We start from the raw sequence: 16,608 nt of genomic DNA, 5'->3' as shown, positions 1-16,608 counted from the left end.
CTAGCAGGATATATTGTTGTGTTGTTTTTATTTGGATGCTGTATGCAATACGATTGCACCCTTAATTCATGATAAAAACAGTAGCGTAAATTACCATTTCTTTCAACAGCTTACTCGTAAACAAGAAGTTAGTCTCCGTGAATATAAACGTCGCAGATTTGTTAAATGGGAATTACATCCTGTTATTATTTGTGGTCCTGGCTCTTGGCCTGTGTCTTGGCAAGTTACGTCTTGGTTCAGTCCAACTTGGTAATTCCATTGGCGTTTTAGTGGTCTCTCTATTATTAGGGCAGCAACACTTTAGTATTAACACCGACGCGCTAAATCTGGGATTTATGCTGTTTATTTTTTGTGTCGGCGTCGAGGCTGGCCCCAACTTTTTTTCGATTTTTTTTCGCGACGGTAAAAATTATCTGATGCTTGCCCTGGTCATGGTCGGTAGCGCTCTGCTAATCGCCTTAGGCCTTGGTAAGCTATTCGGCTGGGATATCGGCCTGACGGCCGGTATGCTGGCCGGCTCAATGACATCCACGCCCGTGCTGGTTGGCGCAGGCGATACCCTGCGACATTCCGGCATCGCCAGCACCCAACTCTCCTCCGCTCTTGATAATCTGAGCCTGGGCTATGCCCTGACCTATCTGATTGGCTTGGTCAGTCTGATCGTGGGCGCGCGCTACTTGCCTAAACTACAGCATCAGGATTTGCAAACCAGCGCCCAGCAAATTGCTCGCGAGCGTGGTCTGGATACCGATGCTAATCGCAAGGTTTATTTGCCGGTTATCCGCGCCTATCGGGTTGGCCCGGAACTGGTGGCCTGGACTGACGGTAAAAACCTGCGCGAGCTGGGTATTTACCGCCAGACAGGCTGCTATATCGAACGTATTCGTCGTAACGGTATTCTGGCGAACCCGGATGGCGATGCGGTGCTGCAAATGGGCGATGAGATTGCGCTGGTCGGCTATCCGGACGCGCACGCCAGGCTCGATCCCAGCTTCCGTAATGGTAAGGAAGTGTTTGATCGCGATCTGCTTGATATGCGCATCGTAACGGAAGAAATTGTGGTGAAAAACCACAATGCGGTCGGTCGCCGCCTCGCTCAGCTCAAGCTGACCGATCATGGCTGCTTCCTTAACCGCGTCATCCGCAGCCAGATCGAAATGCCTATCGACGATAACGTCGTGCTGAATAAAGGCGACGTGTTACAGGTGAGCGGCGACGCCAGACGCGTAAAAACCATCGCCGATCGCATTGGTTTTATTTCGATCCATAGTCAGGTGACGGACCTGCTCGCCTTCTGCGCTTTTTTTATCATCGGGTTAATGATCGGGATGATTACCTTCCAGTTCAGCAATTTTAGTTTCGGCATCGGCAACGCGGCCGGATTGCTGTTCGCCGGGATCATGCTCGGTTTCCTGCGCGCTAACCATCCTACCTTTGGTTATATTCCGCAGGGCGCACTTAACATGGTGAAAGAATTCGGCTTGATGGTATTTATGGCAGGCGTTGGTTTAAGCGCCGGCAGCGGTATCAGCAACGGCCTGGGTGCGGTCGGCGGACAAATGCTGATCGCCGGGCTTGTCGTCAGCCTGGTACCGGTGGTGATCTGCTTCTTGTTTGGCGCTTATGTGCTGCGCATGAACCGGGCGCTGCTGTTCGGCGCCATGATGGGCGCGCGTACCTGCGCCCCGGCGATGGAAATCATTAGCGATACGGCGCGCAGCAATATTCCAGCGCTGGGTTATGCGGGGACTTACGCCATCGCCAACGTTCTGCTAACGCTGGCGGGGACGCTTATTGTCATCATCTGGCCGGGATTAGGATAAAACTGAAGTTTGCCTTTAAGTGAAAAAATTTTGCCAATAGGTCGAACTTTTCGTTAAAGCATCAGTCATACCTATTGCCACTGCTTTTCTTTGATGTCCCCATTTTGTGGAGCCCATCAACCCCGCCATTTCGGTTCAAGGTTGGTGGGTTTTTTGTTGCCCAACGCAGAGTGACACGACATTGACGCTCCGGCGATTCGCTTTACCATCTGTAAAATCGCTTCACGCGCCAGCGGCGTTCGATCCGTCACAAAATGCAGCGTCATCCCCTCAATAAACGCATCCAGCGCGCGGGCGGTCTGCGCGTCAAACCACTGCGCCAGCGTATTCTGGCTACGCTGCATCCAGTTTTGCATGACTATTTTTAACGCTGGCTTACCGCTGGCATAGGCATATAACTGATACATTAACGCCATATTATCCGGCGTCGTAAGCTGCGAGCCGTAAATCATTTCCGTTATCGCCTGGCACGCCCCCTCCGCATCCGTCACCTGCACAAAAAAGTCCTGGTATTGACGCGACATGTTCTCGGTGAAAAGTGTAAAAGCTTCACTCAATAACGCATCCATGCCGGCAAAATAGTAGGTCATCGAGCCAAGCGGCACCTGAGCGATAGCGGCGATTTTCCGGTGCGTCACGGCATGAACGCCATAGGTCTTTACCGCTTCCAGTGTGGCCTGAATTATTTTTTCCCGTCGCTTAGGATCATTGGCGCGTCTTACGGCATTTTCTTTCATGATGAGTTCCACATCTCATTCAGGATGCAGGCTATAGTAACCTGCCGCTTACGCTGAAAAAATAGACAGTAAAAACTGTCTGCACAACAAAGTATGACGACGATATGTACAAATGTACACAAGCTTGCTAATGTTTACCTCTCGCTTCTATTTTCTGGCCTGACGCTATGACCGTCCTCTCCTCACGTAACGCCTTAAAACGCCGTACCTGGGCGCTGTTTATGTTCTTCTTTTTACCCGGACTGCTGATGGCCTCCTGGGCAACCCGAACGCCTGCTATTCGGGATATTCTTTCCGTCTCTACCGCGGAAATGGGGGCGGTCTTATTCGGGCTTTCTGTCGGTTCAATGAGCGGTATTCTTTGTTCCGCCTGGCTGGTGAAACGATTTGGCACCCGGAAGGTTATTCGCACGACGATGACCAGCGCAGTAGCCGGGATGGTTATTCTTAGCGTCGCGCTGTGGTGCGCCTCGCCGCTGATTTTTGCCCTTGGATTAGCCGTTTTCGGCGCCAGTTTTGGCGCCGCCGAAGTAGCGATTAATGTCGAAGGCGCGGCGGTCGAACGCGAGCTGAATAAAACCGTTCTGCCGATGATGCATGGTTTTTACAGTTTCGGCACGCTGGCGGGCGCTGGTGTCGGCATGGCGTTAACCGCATTAAGCGTCCCGGCTAACATCCATATCATCCTCGCGGCTGCCGTGGCGATCGCGCCCATTTTTATCGCCATTCGGGCGATCCCTGACGGTACGGGTAAAAACGCATCGGAAGATGCTCACCTTCAGGAAAAAGGATTACCTTTTTATCGGGACATACAGCTTTTGCTTATTGGCGTGGTGGTGCTGGCAATGGCATTCGCCGAAGGCTCTGCGAATGACTGGCTGCCGCTACTGATGGTAGACGGACACGGTTTTAGCCCAACCTCCGGCTCTCTGATCTACGCCGGTTTCACGCTTGGTATGACCGTTGGCCGCTTTACCGGCGGCTGGTTTATTGACCGCTATAGCCGGGTGACGGTTGTTCGCGCCAGCGCGTTGATGGGAGCGCTGGGCATTGGCCTGATTATTTTTGTCGATAGCGACTGGGTTGCCGGCGTCTCGGTCATTCTTTGGGGCTTAGGCGCTTCGCTCGGCTTCCCGCTGACTATTTCCGCCGCCAGCGATACCGGTCCCGACGCGCCGACGCGCGTGAGCGTTGTCGCCACGACCGGCTATCTGGCGTTTTTGGTCGGGCCGCCGCTGTTGGGCTATCTGGGAGAGCATTATGGATTACGCAGCGCCATGATGGTTGTGCTGGCGCTGGTTATTCTGGCGGCGCTGGTGGCGAAGGCCGTCGCCAAACCTGTATCGACTCCGCAACCGGTGATGGAGCATAACGCATGAGTATCAAATTAATCGCCGTCGACATGGACGGCACTTTTCTGAGCGATCAAAAAACCTATAACCGTGACCGGTTTATGGCGCAGTACCAACAAATGAAGCGGCAAGGCATTCGCTTTGTCGTGGCCAGCGGCAACCAGTATTACCAGTTAATCTCCTTCTTTCCGGACATTGCGCACGAAATCGCTTTTGTCGCGGAAAACGGCGGTTGGGTGGTCAGCGAAGGAGAGGATATTTTTAACGGCGAGCTGACAAAAGCCGACTTCCAGACGGTTGTCGAACACCTGCTCACACGCGCCGATGTGGAGATTATCGCCTGTGGAAAAAACAGCGCCTACACGCTGAAACGGTACAATGATGCGTTAAAAGCCGTTGCGGCAATGTATTATCATCGTCTGGAGTTTGTGGATAATTTTAACAACATCAACGATGTCTTTTTCAAATTCGGCCTTAATATTACCGATGAACGGATACCGGAAGTACAGGCGGCGCTGCACGACGCCATTGGCGATATCATGGTCCCCGTTCATACCGGCTATGGCAGTATTGATTTAATAATTCCCGGCGTGCATAAGGCCAACGGCCTGCGTCTGTTACAGCAGCGCTGGGGCATTCATGATAGTGAAGTGGTGGTATTCGGCGACGGCGGCAACGATATTGAGATGCTACGTCAGGCCGGGTTTAGTTTTGCCATGTCGCACGCCAGCGAAGCGGTCGCGGCGGCGGCGAAATACCGCGCCGGATCGAACAACCAGGAAGGCGTGCTGGATATCATCGACAGCGTATTAAACAACGAGCCGCCGTTCAACGTCTAGCGGATGCCTCTCTATGCCTGATAACAGAAAGCTTATCAGGCGTAGCCGCTCTCTCAGACTGTTTGCAAATTGCCCGTCCGCTTATCTTTTAAGAAGACCAGCATCAGCAGTAGCCAAAGAATACCGTTTGCCAGATTAAACAGGCTAAATAGCCCATTGCCGCCGCTTAACCACGCGTGTTTACTGACTTCAATGCCAACGGTAAAAATCAGCATTTGTAGCATTCCCATCGCCGCCGAGACCGTTCCTTTACTCATATCGCTGGAAAAGAGCGTCAGACGCACCAGTCCGGCATTCGCCAGCCCAATGCCAAAAGCGTATACGCTTAATCCCGCCGTCATCCATAAATAAGCATGGGATGAAACCACCGTCGCCGCCGCGGCGATGATCAGCCCCGCGACGATAGGCCAGCCGCCCATCACGATCAGCGAGCGAACCGTACGTCGGGAGGTTAAACGCGCCAACACCAGATTACCGGCAATGAGCGCGCCAAAAACGGGCACCTGCAGCAGACCATATTCATAGCTGCTGAGCTGTTCGCCGCTAATGATGATAATCGGCGACTGCGCAATCCAGGCCAACAGCGGCAGGCTGACAAATCCCAGCGCTAACGCCCCTGCGACGAACCGCCGATTTTTTATCACCAGCCGATAGTCACGGCCCAGCGCCTTAAATGACAACGTTTCGCCCCGCCGCGTGGCGGTCTCCGGCATTGCGCGCTGTAGCCCGAAAAAGGCGATAGCGGCCAGTGCGGCAAATAAAATAAACATTCCCTCCCACGGCAGAACATGCACCCATGCCGCCCCGACCAGTGGTCCCAGTAGCGGCGCGATTAACGCCACGTTCGCCATCAGCGCGGTAATTTTTATACACACCGCTTCCTCAAAGGATTCCTGAATCGCGGCATACCCTACAGCACCGATAAAACACAGGCTAATCCCTTGCAAAAAACGCAGGAAGGTAAATTGTTCGATGTTTTTCGCCAGTAACGTCGCCAGGCAGGTGACAATAAACCACACGACGCCCGCCAGCATCACAGGACGACGACCAATACGGTCAGACAACGGGCCAAGCAGCCACTGTAAGAACATACCGCCCGCCAGATAAGCGGTCATGGACGTCGGAACCCAGTCCAGGCCTGCCTGATACTGCTCAACCACCGCCAGCATACCCGGCTGGATCATGTCGTTGCCAATATAAGTAGAAAATTCGTACAGCACCAGACAGAGAGGAAAAAGCAGCGCCTGACGTCCCAGCCTGCCGCCTGATTGTAAACGATTCTGCATACCATCTCTTCGCCAATAAAAACCGCGCAGAGTGTAATGAAAGTCGGGGAACTGAGATAGCGAATTATGAGGCTGCAAGGGAAATAGCGCACATTTTTACAGAAAGCCGCTTATCGCTTGCGTACTTTAAGGTTAATTTAAGCTTGCGGCGTTATTTTATGCCATTGTCTTAAATCTCTTCATGTTGCCGCCAAATAAGACAATACTGCTTTTCCTCCCTGTTACGCTGCATTTATGCTCAGTTTGCACGGGGATGAGCTGGCTATCCCTTTTGATTTCATTGCTCCGAGCCTGGATGTTATGCTGGAAAACCTTAACAACTCGCTGTTTAATTTTATTAACGCCACGCCTGATTCCGCGCAGTGGACGATTTCGCTCGCTATCTTTATCGCCAAAGATGTCATCAACATCGTCCCGCTCTTAGCCGTGGTACTCTGGCTGTGGGGGCCCCGCGATCGGGTCTGCGCCCAGCGTCAGCTGATCGTTAAAATCGGCATCGCGCTGATTATCAGTCTGGCGGTCTCCTGGACAATGGGACACCTTTTCCCGCACGACCGTCCATTTGTCGATCATATCGGCTATAACTTCCTGCATCATGCCGCCGATGACTCGTTCCCCAGCGATCACGGTACGGTGATTTTTACCTTTGCGCTGGCGTTTTTGTTCTGGCACCGCCTCTGGTCAGGCATCGTGATGATGGCGATAGCCATTACCATCGCCTGGTCGCGCGTCTATCTCGGCGTACACTGGCCGTTAGATATGATTGGCGCACTGCTGGTAGCGATGCTTGGCTGCCTGAGCGCACAGCTGATCTGGCAATGGTACGGCGCGCCGCTCTACCAGGCGCTGCAACGTTGTTACCGTTTCTGTTTCGCATTGCCCATTCGAAAAGGCTGGGTACGTGACTAAATAGCGAAAAAAAGAGTAATATTAAGCGCTCTGTATGGTGCGGAGCGCTTATTTAACTCTCCAGGGGAACTATGGAAACGCGACGCGACGAGCGTATTGGTCAATTGCTGCAGGCCTTAAAACGCAGCGATAAACTTCACCTTAAAGAAGCCGCGACCCTGTTGGGCGTCTCTGAAATGACCATTCGTCGCGACCTGAACCATAAAAGCGCGCCTGTCGTGTTGCTGGGCGGCTATATCGTACTGGAGCCCCGCAGCGTTAGTCATTATCTGTTAAGCGATCAAAAATCTCGTCTGGTGGAAGAAAAACGCCGTGCCGCGCAGTTGGCTGCAGGCCTGGTACAAGCGCATCAAACGGTATTTATTGACTGTGGCACCACCACGCCGTGGATCATTGAAGCCATTGATAACGACCTTCCCTTTACGGCAGTGTGCTATTCACTTAATACCTTTCTGGCGCTGCAGGACAAACCCCATTGCCGCGCCATCCTCAGCGGCGGGGAGTTTCACGCCAGCAACGCCATTTTCAAACCGCTTGATTTCCATGAAACGTTAAACAATATTTGTCCGGATATCGCGTTTTATTCCGCCGCCGGCGTTCATACCAGTAAAGGCGCTACCTGCTTTAATCTGGAAGAACTGCCGGTAAAACATTGGGCGATGACGATGGCGCAGTGTCATGTACTGGTGGTGGATCACAGTAAATTCGGCAAGGTACGCCCGGCGCGGATGGGGGAACTATCACGCTTTGATACGATTATCAGCGACCGCCGTCCCGATGAGGCCTTTGTAGCTTACGCCAAAGAACAACATATTAACCTGATGTATTAACCGCCCGTTGCCGGATGCGGCGCGCACCCGGCAACGGAGTTATTTTACGAGAACCAACTGCCAAACCACTGATGGAGTTTCATCAGCACAAAATCCCACATCCGGCTGAAAAATCCGCCTTCGTCGACGTTTTCCATCACCATTAACGGACGTTGCTCAATGGATTTTCCGTTAAGCTGGAAATCGATGGTGCCGACAACCTGCCCTTTCTTCAACGGCGCCGTGAGCTGTGGTTCGTTCAACGTAAAGCTGGCCTTCAGGTTTTTAAGCTGCCCACGCGGAATCGTCACAGACCCCGCATCGCCCGCTCCCAAATTGACCTCACGCTTATCGCCAAACCAGACCCGTTGCGTCACGAATGTCGCGTCAGGTTTAATCGGCGTGACCGTTTCAAAGAAGCGAAAACCCCAGGTCAGCAGTTTTTCTGACTCATTAAAACGAATACGGTCCGTTTTCGCCCCCAGCACGACAGAGATCAGGCGCATATCGCCCTGAGTGGCGGAGGCGACAAGGTTATACCCAGCGCCTGCCGTTGTCCCCGTTTTCATGCCGTCGACATGCAGATTGGTGCTCCACAACAGGCGGTTGCGGTTCGGTTGACGAATATTATTAAAAGTAAATTCTTTCTCTTTATGAATGGCGTATTCGTCAGGCACATCGTGAATCAAGGCCTTGCCGAGCAGCGCCATATCGCGAGCGGTACTGAACTGCCCTGGCGCATCAAGACCGTGTACCGTCTGGAAGGTTGTATTCGTTAATCCCAGTCGTTTCGCATAAGCGTTCATCAGGCCGATAAAGGACTCCTGGCTTCCGGCGACGTAGTCGGCAAGCGCGATACAGGCATCATTACCTGACTGAATGATGATGCCTTTATTAAGATCCGCAACCGACACCTGATCGCCTGGCTTGAGAAACATCACCGACGACCCACGTAGCGCCGGGTTCCCCGTCGCCCAGGCATCTTTGCCCACCGTTACCATATCGGTTAGCTTGATTTTCCCTGCCTTCAGCGCCTGGCCCACCACGTAGCTGGTCATAATTTTTGTCAAACTGGCAGGGTCGAGTTTCTCATCGGCGTTGCCTTCCGCCAGTACTTTACCGCTGGCGTAATCCATTAAGATCCAGGCTCGCGCATCAACGCCCGGCGGCGCGATCGTTTGTTCCTCTGCCTTTACAGGCGAAGCGAAAAGGAATAAGAGAACCGAACCTGCCGCGAGGCTACGAAGGGAAGAAGCGTATTGCGTCATAGTACCACCCGAGTATCCATTCCAAAAACACACGTCACACCACCGTGTAATAAGTGCGGTGAGTAATAACGCACTCACGACGTTAAAGAAACCGTAACTTGGTAAAGTTTTTAAAGTTTATGCAATAACATCCCGTTACGCTTCCTTCATAACGATTTTTTTACAGACCATTGTGTAAATGTTAGGTTTATCTCACGGTAGGCCGATTACTGTCATCATCCTGATAAAACAGAAGGGGTTAATATGATTACGCTGTGGGGCCGGAACAACTCGACTAATGTTAAAAAAGTGTTGTGGACGCTTGAAGAGCTGGAACTGCCATACGATCAAATTCTGGCAGGCGGAAAATTCGGCGTTAACAAGGATGCCGACTATCTGGCGATGAATCCCAATGGGCTGGTGCCGCTGCTTAAAGATGATGAAACCGACCTATTATTGTGGGAATCCAATGCCATTGTCCGCTATCTGGCGGCGCAATACGGCCAGAACCGGCTATGGGTTGATAATCCGGCGCGGCGTGCGGAGGGCGAAAAATGGATGGACTGGGCGAATCAAACGTTGAGCCCGGCGCACCGCGTGATCCTGATGGGACTGGTCAGAACCCCGCCGGAAAAACGCGACCAGGCGGCAATTGAAGCCGGTATCGAAAAGTGTGACAGCCTGTTTGCGCTTCTTGATGACGCTCTGGCCCACCAGCCGTGGTTCTCCGGGGATAACTTTGGCACCGGTGATATCGCTATTGCGCCTTTCGTCTATAACCTGCTGAACGTGGGTCTGAAGTGGACGCCGCGCCCGAATCTGGAACGCTGGTATCAGCAGCTTACCGAGCGCCCTGCTTTTCGCAAAGTGGTGATGATCCCGGTGACCTAACGCGTGGCTGCAGGACTTACCTTGAGTAACTGCCCGTCGGACTCATCGGTTAACACATATAAGTAGCCGTCAGGTCCGACACGCACATCCCGAATACGCTGCTTTCTGTCACCCAGAATACGGCCTTCTTCCGTCACCGTATTGCCATCGACGCGCATCACAATGACCTCTTTATCTTTTAGCGCACCGATAAACAGTTTGTGCCGCCACGGCGCAAAAACGTCGCTGGCATAAAAAGCCATCCCGCTGATCGCCGGAGAATCCTTCCAGTAGTAAACCGGTTGCTCCGTTCCCTCGACAATTTCACCTTTGGCTTCCGGCACTTTCAGACCACTATAGTTGACGCCCCACGTGGCCAGCGGCCAGCCATAATTTTTGCCTTTTTCCGGGATGTTAATTTCATCGCCGCCGCGCGGACCGTGTTCATGCAGCCATAGCGCGCCGCTCCAGGGATTGATGGCCAGCCCCTGCGGATTACGAATACCGTAAGACCAGATTTCCGGACGCGCGCCCGCCTGATGCACAAACGGATTATCCGGCGGAATTTCGCCCTGCCCGGTCAGGCGCACCAGCTTACCCTGTAATTTATCCAAATCCTGCGCGGTAGCGCGCTGGTTATTTTCACCCAGGGCAATAAAAAGAGATCCTTGCGCATCGAATACCATACGTCCGCCAAAATGGTTGCCGGTAGACAGCTTAGGCATCTGGCGAAACACGGTACGAAAATGCTCCAGACGCTGAAGATCGTCGCTCAGCCGTCCAAAACCGACTGCCGTACCGGCGTTTCCTTCGCGGTCAGCTTCAGCATAACTCAGCCAGACGCGGCGAGACTGGGCAAAATCAGGCGCCAGCACGACGTCCAGTAAACCTCCCTGCCCGTTTGCCCACACTTTCGGTACGCCAGCCAGCGGATCGGAAAGTCCCCGTCCCGCCTGCCAGTGGCGCAGTTGTCCCCCTTTCAGGGTAATGAGCATCCCACGGTTATCCGGCAAAAAAGCCAGCGACCACGGGTGATCGAGTCGGGTTTGCAGCACCTCAACGTTCACCGGCGCAAGACTGGCGTTCGCCCATGAAGAGAAAAGAGAGAATGAAACTACCGCGAGAAGTATTCGACGCATACCGCCTCCTTCAGGGCTCTGCGTTAAAGCGTAGTCAGCATCGCAAGAGGTCGGGTTTATTTTTACAAAACATTAAGCGGCGCGGTTCGGTAAAAAGGGGGAGTCGCCTCCCCCTTATTCAGACCTGTGTAAGCGGTGAATGTGCTTTCAGACTCTGAATACTCAGCGTCAAAGTTGTCAGACAGTTTTCAAGTTTATCTGCGTTGACGGCAATAAAGGTCGGACAATCATGGTGTCCGCTCATTAAACAAACGGCGGCGGCTGCAAGCGCGCCTTCGGCACGGCGCAGCGCGTTCCACTCTTCCTGATCGAGATGCAGTCCCTGCCGTAAAGCGTGATCGTGGAGCTCGCGATTCAGTTCAAAAAAATTGTCACGCAGAGTGTCACTTTCGCTGACTGACATATACCCCTTCGCTTTTCGCAATTGCAGATAAGCGGCAAGATCGATACGCGCGTTTATCAGCTTGTTGAGAAGATCGGTTCTCAGTCTGTCAACGACCATACCTTTTTTCCTCCTCTTTTCTACCAGGGTTCAACTTAATAGTATGGTCGTTTTTTAGACAAATGGGTGTCAGAGATCAAGAATTTTCTTAGAATTGCCCTTTTTCACCTTTTGCTGATAACCACAACGGTTGATGCCGCCGCTCCCGATGAGATTGCGATACAATTTTTGTTCGGATATCTGTAGAATCCCTGCCCTGACCATTCCAATAAATGAACACTTTTTAAGCTATGAGTAATGTAACCCACCAGCCAAAGATCGGCTTCGTTTCCCTGGGCTGTCCGAAAAACCTCGTTGATTCGGAACGCATCCTGACTGAGCTGCGTACCGAAGGCTATGACGTTGTGCCACGCTATGACGATGCGGATATGGTTATCGTTAATACCTGTGGCTTTATTGACAGCGCGGTACAAGAGTCACTGGAAGCCATTGGCGAAGCGCTGAACGAAAACGGTAAGGTAATCGTCACCGGCTGCCTGGGCGCAAAAGAAGATCAGATCCGCGAAGTGCATCCGAAAGTACTGGAAATCACCGGGCCGCATAGCTATGAGCAAGTTCTGCAGCACGTACATCATTACGTACCGAAGCCGAAGCACAATCCATTTTTAAGCCTCGTACCGGAACAGGGTGTAAAACTGACGCCGCGCCATTATGCGTATCTGAAAATTTCTGAAGGCTGTAATCATCGCTGCACGTTCTGCATCATCCCGTCGATGCGCGGGGATCTGGTCAGCCGTCCGATTGGCGACGTATTAAGCGAAGCGAAACGTCTGGTTGATGCCGGGGTCAAAGAGATTCTGGTGATTTCGCAAGATACCTCCGCCTACGGCGTAGATGTGAAGCACCGCACCGGATTCCATAATGGCGAACCGGTGAAAACCAGTATGGTGAGCCTGTGCGAGCAGTTATCAAAACTGGGCGTCTGGACACGTCTGCACTACGTCTACCCCTACCCACACGTTGATGATGTGATTCCGCTAATGGCAGAAGGCAAAATCCTGCCTTATCTGGACATTCCGCTGCAACATGCCAGCCCGCGGATTCTTAAACTGATGAAACGTCCTGGTTCCGTTGACCGCCAGTTGGCGCGCATTAAGCAGTGGCGCGAAATCTGCCCGGAACTGACCCTACGCTCCACCTTTATTGTCGGCTTCCCCGGCGAAACGGAAGAAGACTTCCAGATGCTGCTCGACTTCCTGAAAGAGGCGCGCCTCGATCGTGTAGGCTGCTTCAAGTACAGCCCGGTGGAAGGCGCAGGCGCGAATGAGCTGCCGGATCAGGTGCCGGAAGAGGTGAAAGAAGAGCGCTGGAACCGCTTTATGCAACTGCAACAGCAAATCTCCGCTGAGCGCTTGCAGGAAAAAGTGGGCCGCGAAATTCTGGTGATCGTTGATGAGGTTGACGAAGAAGGCGCTATCGGGCGTAGCATGGCGGATGCGCCGGAAATTGACGGTGCGGTCTATTTGAACGGCGAAACCAACGTCAAGCCGGGCGATATCGTGCGCGTGAAAGTGGAAAACGCCGACGAATATGATTTGTGGGGCAGTCGGGTTTAACGCCACCTCCCCCGGCGCGGGTGCCGGATGTGTTACCCCACCTGGCGAGCCCGTTCCAGGCCCGCCAGGCGTCAACGCCACCGGGCTGGCTTACCCCTTAATCTTCGGGTCCAGCGCATCGCGCAACCCGTCGCCTAACAGGTTAAACGCCAGCACAGTCAGGAAAATCGCCACCGCCGGGAAGAGCGCTACGTGCGGCGCGATGACCATATCCGCCCGCGCTTCATTGAGCATCGCTCCCCACTCCGGCGTTGGCGGCTGCGCGCCTAATCCGAGAAATGACAGGCTTGCCGCGGAAATAATTGACGTACCGATACGCATCGTAAAGAAAACCACAATTGACGAGACCGTTCCCGGCAAGATATGGCTAAACAAAATCGTCGTGTCGCTGGCGCCGATACTGCGGGCAGACTCAATAAACGTCTGCTGTTTTAAGACCAGAGTATTTCCGCGCACCAGACGAGCAAACGCCGGAATAGAGAAAATCGCCACCGCAACAATCACGTTAGCAATACCGCTACCTAACACCGCCACAACGGCAATCGCCAGCAAAATGCCGGGGAAGGCGAACAGCACATCGCAAATGCGCATAATGAAACGATCCCACCAGCCTTCATAATATCCCGCCAGCAATCCCAACACCGTGCCGATTATCGCGCCGATAAATACCGCGAACACGCCCGCCGCCAGTGAGATCTGCGCCCCAACGAGAACCCGGCTAAAGATGTCTCTTCCCAGCGAGTCAACGCCAAACCAGTGCTGCAAAGAGGGGCCATTGTTCAGGCTATCGTAGTCAAAATAGTTTTCCGCATCGTAGGGCGTCAGCCAACGGGCAAAAATCGCCACCAGAATTAACGCCAGTACGAATCCCCCGGCGACCAACGCGACATGCTGGCGGCGAAAACGACGCCAGAACTCCCGCCACGGCGTGCGTATCTGGTCGGGTTTTACCACCGGCATAGCATGTAAAATCGCCTGACGGCGCCAGTTAAATAATCGCATCCTTACTTATACCTGATAGCCGGATTAATGGCGGCATAGAGGACATCCACCACTAAGTTGATAAGAATAAATTCCAGAGAAAACAGCAGCACTTCCGCCTGAATCACGGGGTAGTCGCGCATGTCGACGGAGTCGACCAGTAATCGCCCAAGCCCCGGCCAGTTAAACACTTTTTCGACGACGATCGATCCGCCAAGCAAAAAGCCAAATTGCAGTCCCATCATGGTGACGACCGGGATCATTGCATTGCGCAGGCCATGTTTTAACACCACCCACGTTTCACTGACGCCTTTCGCCCGCGCGGTCCTCATGTAATCCTCGCTCAGGACATCGACAAACGAGGAGCGCGTAAAACGCGCCATGACGGATGCCACCGCCGCGCCAAGCGTCAGGGAGGGTAAAATATAATGTTGCCAACTATCCGCCCCCACGGTCGGTAGCCAGCCCAGATCCACGGAAAAAATCTGCATTAACAACATTCCCAGCGCAAAAGCCGGGAAAGAAATGCCGGTCACGGCAAGCGTCATTCCTACCCGGTCAGGCCAGCGATTACGCCACACGGCGGCGGCGATGCCGATCGCCATGCCAAACAGAACCGCCCATATCATACTGGTTATCGTCAGCCACAGCGTCGGCAAAAAGCGGCTGGCGATCTCCTCAGAAACCGGGCGGCGGGAAACCATTGACGTCCCGAAATCGCCTTGTAAAACATGGGTGATGTAACGCCAAAACTGGACATGAAGCGGCTGATCAAGCCCCAGCTGCTGACGAACCAGCGCGATCACCTGCGCGTCGGCTTCCGGTCCGGCTATCAGCCGCGCCGGGTCGCCGGGCAACAAATGAACAAATAAAAACACCAGCACTGCCACAATCAACAGCGTAGGAATTAATCCCAGCAGGCGCTTGAGAACATAGTTAAGCATCACACGAACCTTTTACCGGATGGCGGACAACGCGCGCGCCATCCAGCCCCATCGCATTACTTACTTCAAATCCGCATCGTCAAAGCTGAAACCGGTATCCGGCATAATCCAGAAACCGGTCAAATTTTTACTGTGCGCAGAAACCAATTTCTCCACCACCAACGGTATCCAGGGCGACTCTTTCCAGATAATATCCTGCGCCTCTTTGTACAATCGTGTTTTCTCCTGCGGATCGTTGGTCTTTAAGGCCGCCGCCAAATCGCTGTCGACCTGCTTGTTGCTGTAAAAAGCGGTATTAAACTGCGTCGGCGGCCAGTTTTGTGATGCGAAGAGCGGCGATAACGCCCAGTCAGCTTCGCCCGTCGACGCCGACCAGCCGGTATAGAACATTCGCACACCGCTCTCTTTTTGCCCTTTGCCCTCGACTTCCGCGGCGCGCTGGCCGGCGTCCATCGCGGTTATCCGGGCTTTAATGCCAATCTGCGCCAGTTGCTGTTGGGTAAACTGCAACACTTTTTGCGCGGTGCTATGGTTGTGCGATGACCACAGCGTGGTACTGAAACCGTCTGGATACCCCGCCTCTTTCAACAGTTCGCGCGCTTTAGCCGGATCATAGGGCCACGGCTGATAGCTTTGCGCATAGGCTATCGACGGCGGCACCACGCCCGTCGCCGGCGTGGCGTATCCGGCAAACGCCACTTTAACCAGCGCCTGACGATTGATAGCGTAATTCAACGCCTCACGCACCTTAGGATTATCAAACGGCTTCTGCGTCACATTCATACTGATATAACGCTGCATAATGGACGGGCTGGCGACCAGTTCGAGGTTTTTATTTTTCGCCAGTAACGCGGCCTGCTCATAAGGGATAGGAAAAGCAAATTGCGCTTCGCCAGTTTGCAGCATCGCCGCGCGGGTATTGTTGTCAGTAACCGGACGCCAGGTAATAGAATCCAGCTTGGGTAAGCCCTGCTGCCAGTAACCGGCGAACTTTTTCACTTTGACAAAGTCGGTCTGATTCCAGGTTTCAAGCTGGTATGGACCGGTGCCGACCGGATGAAAACCAATATCCTTGCCATATTTTTCCAGCGCTTGCGGCGAGATCATCGCCGTCGCCGGGTGCGCCAGAATATTAATGAAAGCGGAGAACGGCTGTTTCAGGGTAATTTTTACCGTTGCCGGGTCGACAACCTCCGTTTTTGCGATATTTTTATACAGGTTATAACGCTTGAGGTGGTTATCCGGATTGCTGGCGCGATCGAGATTCGCTTTCACCGCCACCGCATCAAAATCCGCGCCGTCCTGAAATTTCACCCCCTGTCGTAGGGTAATGGTGTAGGTCAGACCGTCATCAGAAACGGTATAGCCTTCCGCCAGGACGTTTTTTACCTTCATGTCTTTATCCAGGCCAAACAGCCCCTGATAAAATGACTTCGCCACCGCCTGCGAGAGTGTATCGTTGGCGTCATACGGATCGAGCGTGGTGAAATTAGACCCTACCGCCACCACCACATCTTTGGCCGCCAGGGCCGGAAAAGCCGCAATGGATGAGGCCAGTCCCAGCGCCGCCAGCCATTTATGCGTAATAAATTGCGTCATGTTGTTCTCCTGAAA

At 53.3% G+C, this 16,608-nt stretch carries 15 protein-coding genes; 7 read left to right on the top strand and 8 right to left on the bottom strand.

The genetic code is table 11. From position 1 onward, the window contains the following. Window positions 1-137 precede the first annotated feature (137 nt). Window positions 138-1,823, top strand: coding sequence for an aspartate:alanine antiporter (locus ACLD11_RS09400; RefSeq protein ID WP_001024853.1), 1,686 nt, complete (start codon window positions 138-140; stop codon window positions 1,821-1,823). A gap of 116 nt (window positions 1,824-1,939) precedes the next feature. Here the strand turns inward: ACLD11_RS09400 and ACLD11_RS09395 are convergent, their stop codons facing one another. Continuing rightward, window positions 1,940-2,560 (bottom strand): TetR/AcrR family transcriptional regulator, encoded by a 621-nt coding sequence (locus tag ACLD11_RS09395; protein ID WP_411014824.1) that lies wholly within the window; start codon window positions 2,558-2,560, stop codon window positions 1,940-1,942. A 167-nt stretch (window positions 2,561-2,727) separates the two neighbouring features. Between ACLD11_RS09395 and ACLD11_RS09390 the strand changes: the two genes are divergently transcribed. Both ACLD11_RS09390 and ACLD11_RS09385 read left to right on the top strand, forming a co-directional pair. After that, entirely contained in the window at window positions 2,728-3,939 is a 1,212-nt protein-coding gene (locus ACLD11_RS09390; RefSeq protein WP_411014823.1) for an MFS transporter, read from the top strand. Next, on the top strand, window positions 3,936-4,751 hold the full coding sequence (locus tag ACLD11_RS09385) for a Cof-type HAD-IIB family hydrolase (RefSeq protein WP_411014822.1): 816 nt from the start codon (window positions 3,936-3,938) through the stop codon (window positions 4,749-4,751). The genes ACLD11_RS09390 and ACLD11_RS09385 overlap by 4 nt, the downstream gene beginning before the upstream one ends. Before the next feature lie 53 nt (window positions 4,752-4,804). Here the strand turns inward: ACLD11_RS09385 and ACLD11_RS09380 are convergent, their stop codons facing one another. Next, on the bottom strand, window positions 4,805-6,037 hold the full coding sequence (locus ACLD11_RS09380; protein WP_001181284.1) for an MFS transporter: 1,233 nt from the start codon (window positions 6,035-6,037) through the stop codon (window positions 4,805-4,807). Between the two features lie 300 nt (window positions 6,038-6,337). Between ACLD11_RS09380 and ybjG the strand changes: the two genes are divergently transcribed. Together ybjG and deoR are read left to right on the top strand one after the other, a co-directional pair. Continuing rightward, window positions 6,338-6,946 (top strand): undecaprenyl-diphosphate phosphatase, encoded by a 609-nt coding sequence (gene ybjG, locus ACLD11_RS09375; protein ID WP_076167020.1) that lies wholly within the window; start codon window positions 6,338-6,340, stop codon window positions 6,944-6,946. Window positions 6,947-7,017: 71 nt separating this feature from the next. After that, on the top strand, window positions 7,018-7,776 hold the full coding sequence (gene deoR / locus ACLD11_RS09370) for a DNA-binding transcriptional repressor DeoR (RefSeq protein ID WP_411014821.1): 759 nt from the start codon (window positions 7,018-7,020) through the stop codon (window positions 7,774-7,776). Between the two features lie 44 nt (window positions 7,777-7,820). Here deoR and dacC read toward each other — a convergent pair whose 3' ends face one another. Next, window positions 7,821-9,023 (bottom strand): serine-type D-Ala-D-Ala carboxypeptidase, encoded by a 1,203-nt coding sequence (dacC, locus tag ACLD11_RS09365; RefSeq protein ID WP_202100728.1) that lies wholly within the window; start codon window positions 9,021-9,023, stop codon window positions 7,821-7,823. 243 nt (window positions 9,024-9,266) lie between these two features. On the opposite strand from dacC, the gene ACLD11_RS09360 reads away from it, so the two are divergent. Continuing rightward, window positions 9,267-9,893 carry a glutathione S-transferase family protein gene (locus ACLD11_RS09360; protein ID WP_411011811.1) on the top strand — a complete coding sequence of 209 codons (627 nt, stop codon included), beginning with the start codon at window positions 9,267-9,269 and terminating at the stop codon, window positions 9,891-9,893. Here ACLD11_RS09360 and ACLD11_RS09355 read toward each other — a convergent pair. Beyond that, on the bottom strand, window positions 9,890-11,011 hold the full coding sequence (locus ACLD11_RS09355; RefSeq protein ID WP_411014820.1) for a PQQ-dependent sugar dehydrogenase: 1,122 nt from the start codon (window positions 11,009-11,011) through the stop codon (window positions 9,890-9,892). The two genes, ACLD11_RS09360 and ACLD11_RS09355, sit on opposite strands and share 4 nt — an antisense overlap. Before the next feature lie 118 nt (window positions 11,012-11,129). Further along, window positions 11,130-11,513 (bottom strand): biofilm formation regulator BssR, encoded by a 384-nt coding sequence (gene bssR / locus ACLD11_RS09350; RefSeq protein ID WP_000259651.1) that lies wholly within the window; start codon window positions 11,511-11,513, stop codon window positions 11,130-11,132. Window positions 11,514-11,743: 230 nt separating this feature from the next. Here bssR and rimO point away from each other — a divergent pair, with 230 nt between their 5' ends. Next, complete coding sequence (gene rimO, locus ACLD11_RS09345) at window positions 11,744-13,069, top strand: 30S ribosomal protein S12 methylthiotransferase RimO (protein ID WP_000073317.1); 1,326 nt, start codon at window positions 11,744-11,746, stop codon at window positions 13,067-13,069. A 90-nt stretch (window positions 13,070-13,159) separates the two neighbouring features. Here the strand turns inward: rimO and gsiD are convergent, their stop codons facing one another. Genes gsiD through gsiB form a run of 3 tightly spaced genes read right to left on the bottom strand, consistent with a single transcriptional unit; the run spans window position 13,160 to window position 16,593 of the window. Then, window positions 13,160-14,071 (bottom strand): glutathione ABC transporter permease GsiD, encoded by a 912-nt coding sequence (gsiD, locus tag ACLD11_RS09340; RefSeq protein ID WP_001236024.1) that lies wholly within the window; start codon window positions 14,069-14,071, stop codon window positions 13,160-13,162. A gap of 2 nt (window positions 14,072-14,073) precedes the next feature. Continuing rightward, window positions 14,074-14,994 (bottom strand): glutathione ABC transporter permease GsiC, encoded by a 921-nt coding sequence (gene gsiC, locus ACLD11_RS09335; RefSeq protein WP_000936069.1) that lies wholly within the window; start codon window positions 14,992-14,994, stop codon window positions 14,074-14,076. A 60-nt stretch (window positions 14,995-15,054) separates the two neighbouring features. Continuing rightward, a complete protein-coding gene (gene gsiB / locus ACLD11_RS09330) occupies window positions 15,055-16,593 on the bottom strand; it encodes a glutathione ABC transporter substrate-binding protein GsiB (protein WP_411014819.1) in 1,539 nt (512 codons plus the stop codon). Window positions 16,594-16,608: the final 15 nt, after the last annotated feature.

This window comes from Salmonella sp. 741265116_PST, from assembly GCF_046567715.1.
In the GTDB taxonomy this organism is placed as follows: Bacteria; Pseudomonadota; Gammaproteobacteria; order Enterobacterales; family Enterobacteriaceae; genus Salmonella; species Salmonella enterica.
This window is presented reverse-complemented; position numbering and strand designations above follow the sequence as displayed.

Bases quoted from the DNA above. Each gene is read 5' to 3' on its own strand.
- ACLD11_RS09395 (WP_411014824.1), bottom strand. From the start codon at position 2,560: ATGAAAGAAAATGCCGTAAGACGCGCCAATGATCCTAAGCGACGGGAA.
- ACLD11_RS09390 (WP_411014823.1), top strand. From the start codon at position 2,728: ATGACCGTCCTCTCCTCACGTAACGCCTTAAAACGCCGTACCTGGGCG.
- ACLD11_RS09385 (WP_411014822.1), top strand. From the start codon at position 3,936: ATGAGTATCAAATTAATCGCCGTCGACATGGACGGCACTTTTCTGAGC.
- ACLD11_RS09380 (WP_001181284.1), bottom strand. From the start codon at position 6,037: ATGCAGAATCGTTTACAATCAGGCGGCAGGCTGGGACGTCAGGCGCTG.
- ybjG (WP_076167020.1), top strand. From the start codon at position 6,338: ATGCTGGAAAACCTTAACAACTCGCTGTTTAATTTTATTAACGCCACG.
- deoR (WP_411014821.1), top strand. From the start codon at position 7,018: ATGGAAACGCGACGCGACGAGCGTATTGGTCAATTGCTGCAGGCCTTA.
- dacC (WP_202100728.1), bottom strand. From the start codon at position 9,023: ATGACGCAATACGCTTCTTCCCTTCGTAGCCTCGCGGCAGGTTCGGTT.
- ACLD11_RS09360 (WP_411011811.1), top strand. From the start codon at position 9,267: ATGATTACGCTGTGGGGCCGGAACAACTCGACTAATGTTAAAAAAGTG.
- ACLD11_RS09355 (WP_411014820.1), bottom strand. From the start codon at position 11,011: ATGCGTCGAATACTTCTCGCGGTAGTTTCATTCTCTCTTTTCTCTTCA.
- bssR (WP_000259651.1), bottom strand. From the start codon at position 11,513: ATGGTCGTTGACAGACTGAGAACCGATCTTCTCAACAAGCTGATAAAC.
- rimO (WP_000073317.1), top strand. From the start codon at position 11,744: ATGAGTAATGTAACCCACCAGCCAAAGATCGGCTTCGTTTCCCTGGGC.
- gsiD (WP_001236024.1), bottom strand. From the start codon at position 14,071: ATGCGATTATTTAACTGGCGCCGTCAGGCGATTTTACATGCTATGCCG.
- gsiC (WP_000936069.1), bottom strand. From the start codon at position 14,994: ATGCTTAACTATGTTCTCAAGCGCCTGCTGGGATTAATTCCTACGCTG.
- gsiB (WP_411014819.1), bottom strand. From the start codon at position 16,593: ATGACGCAATTTATTACGCATAAATGGCTGGCGGCGCTGGGACTGGCC.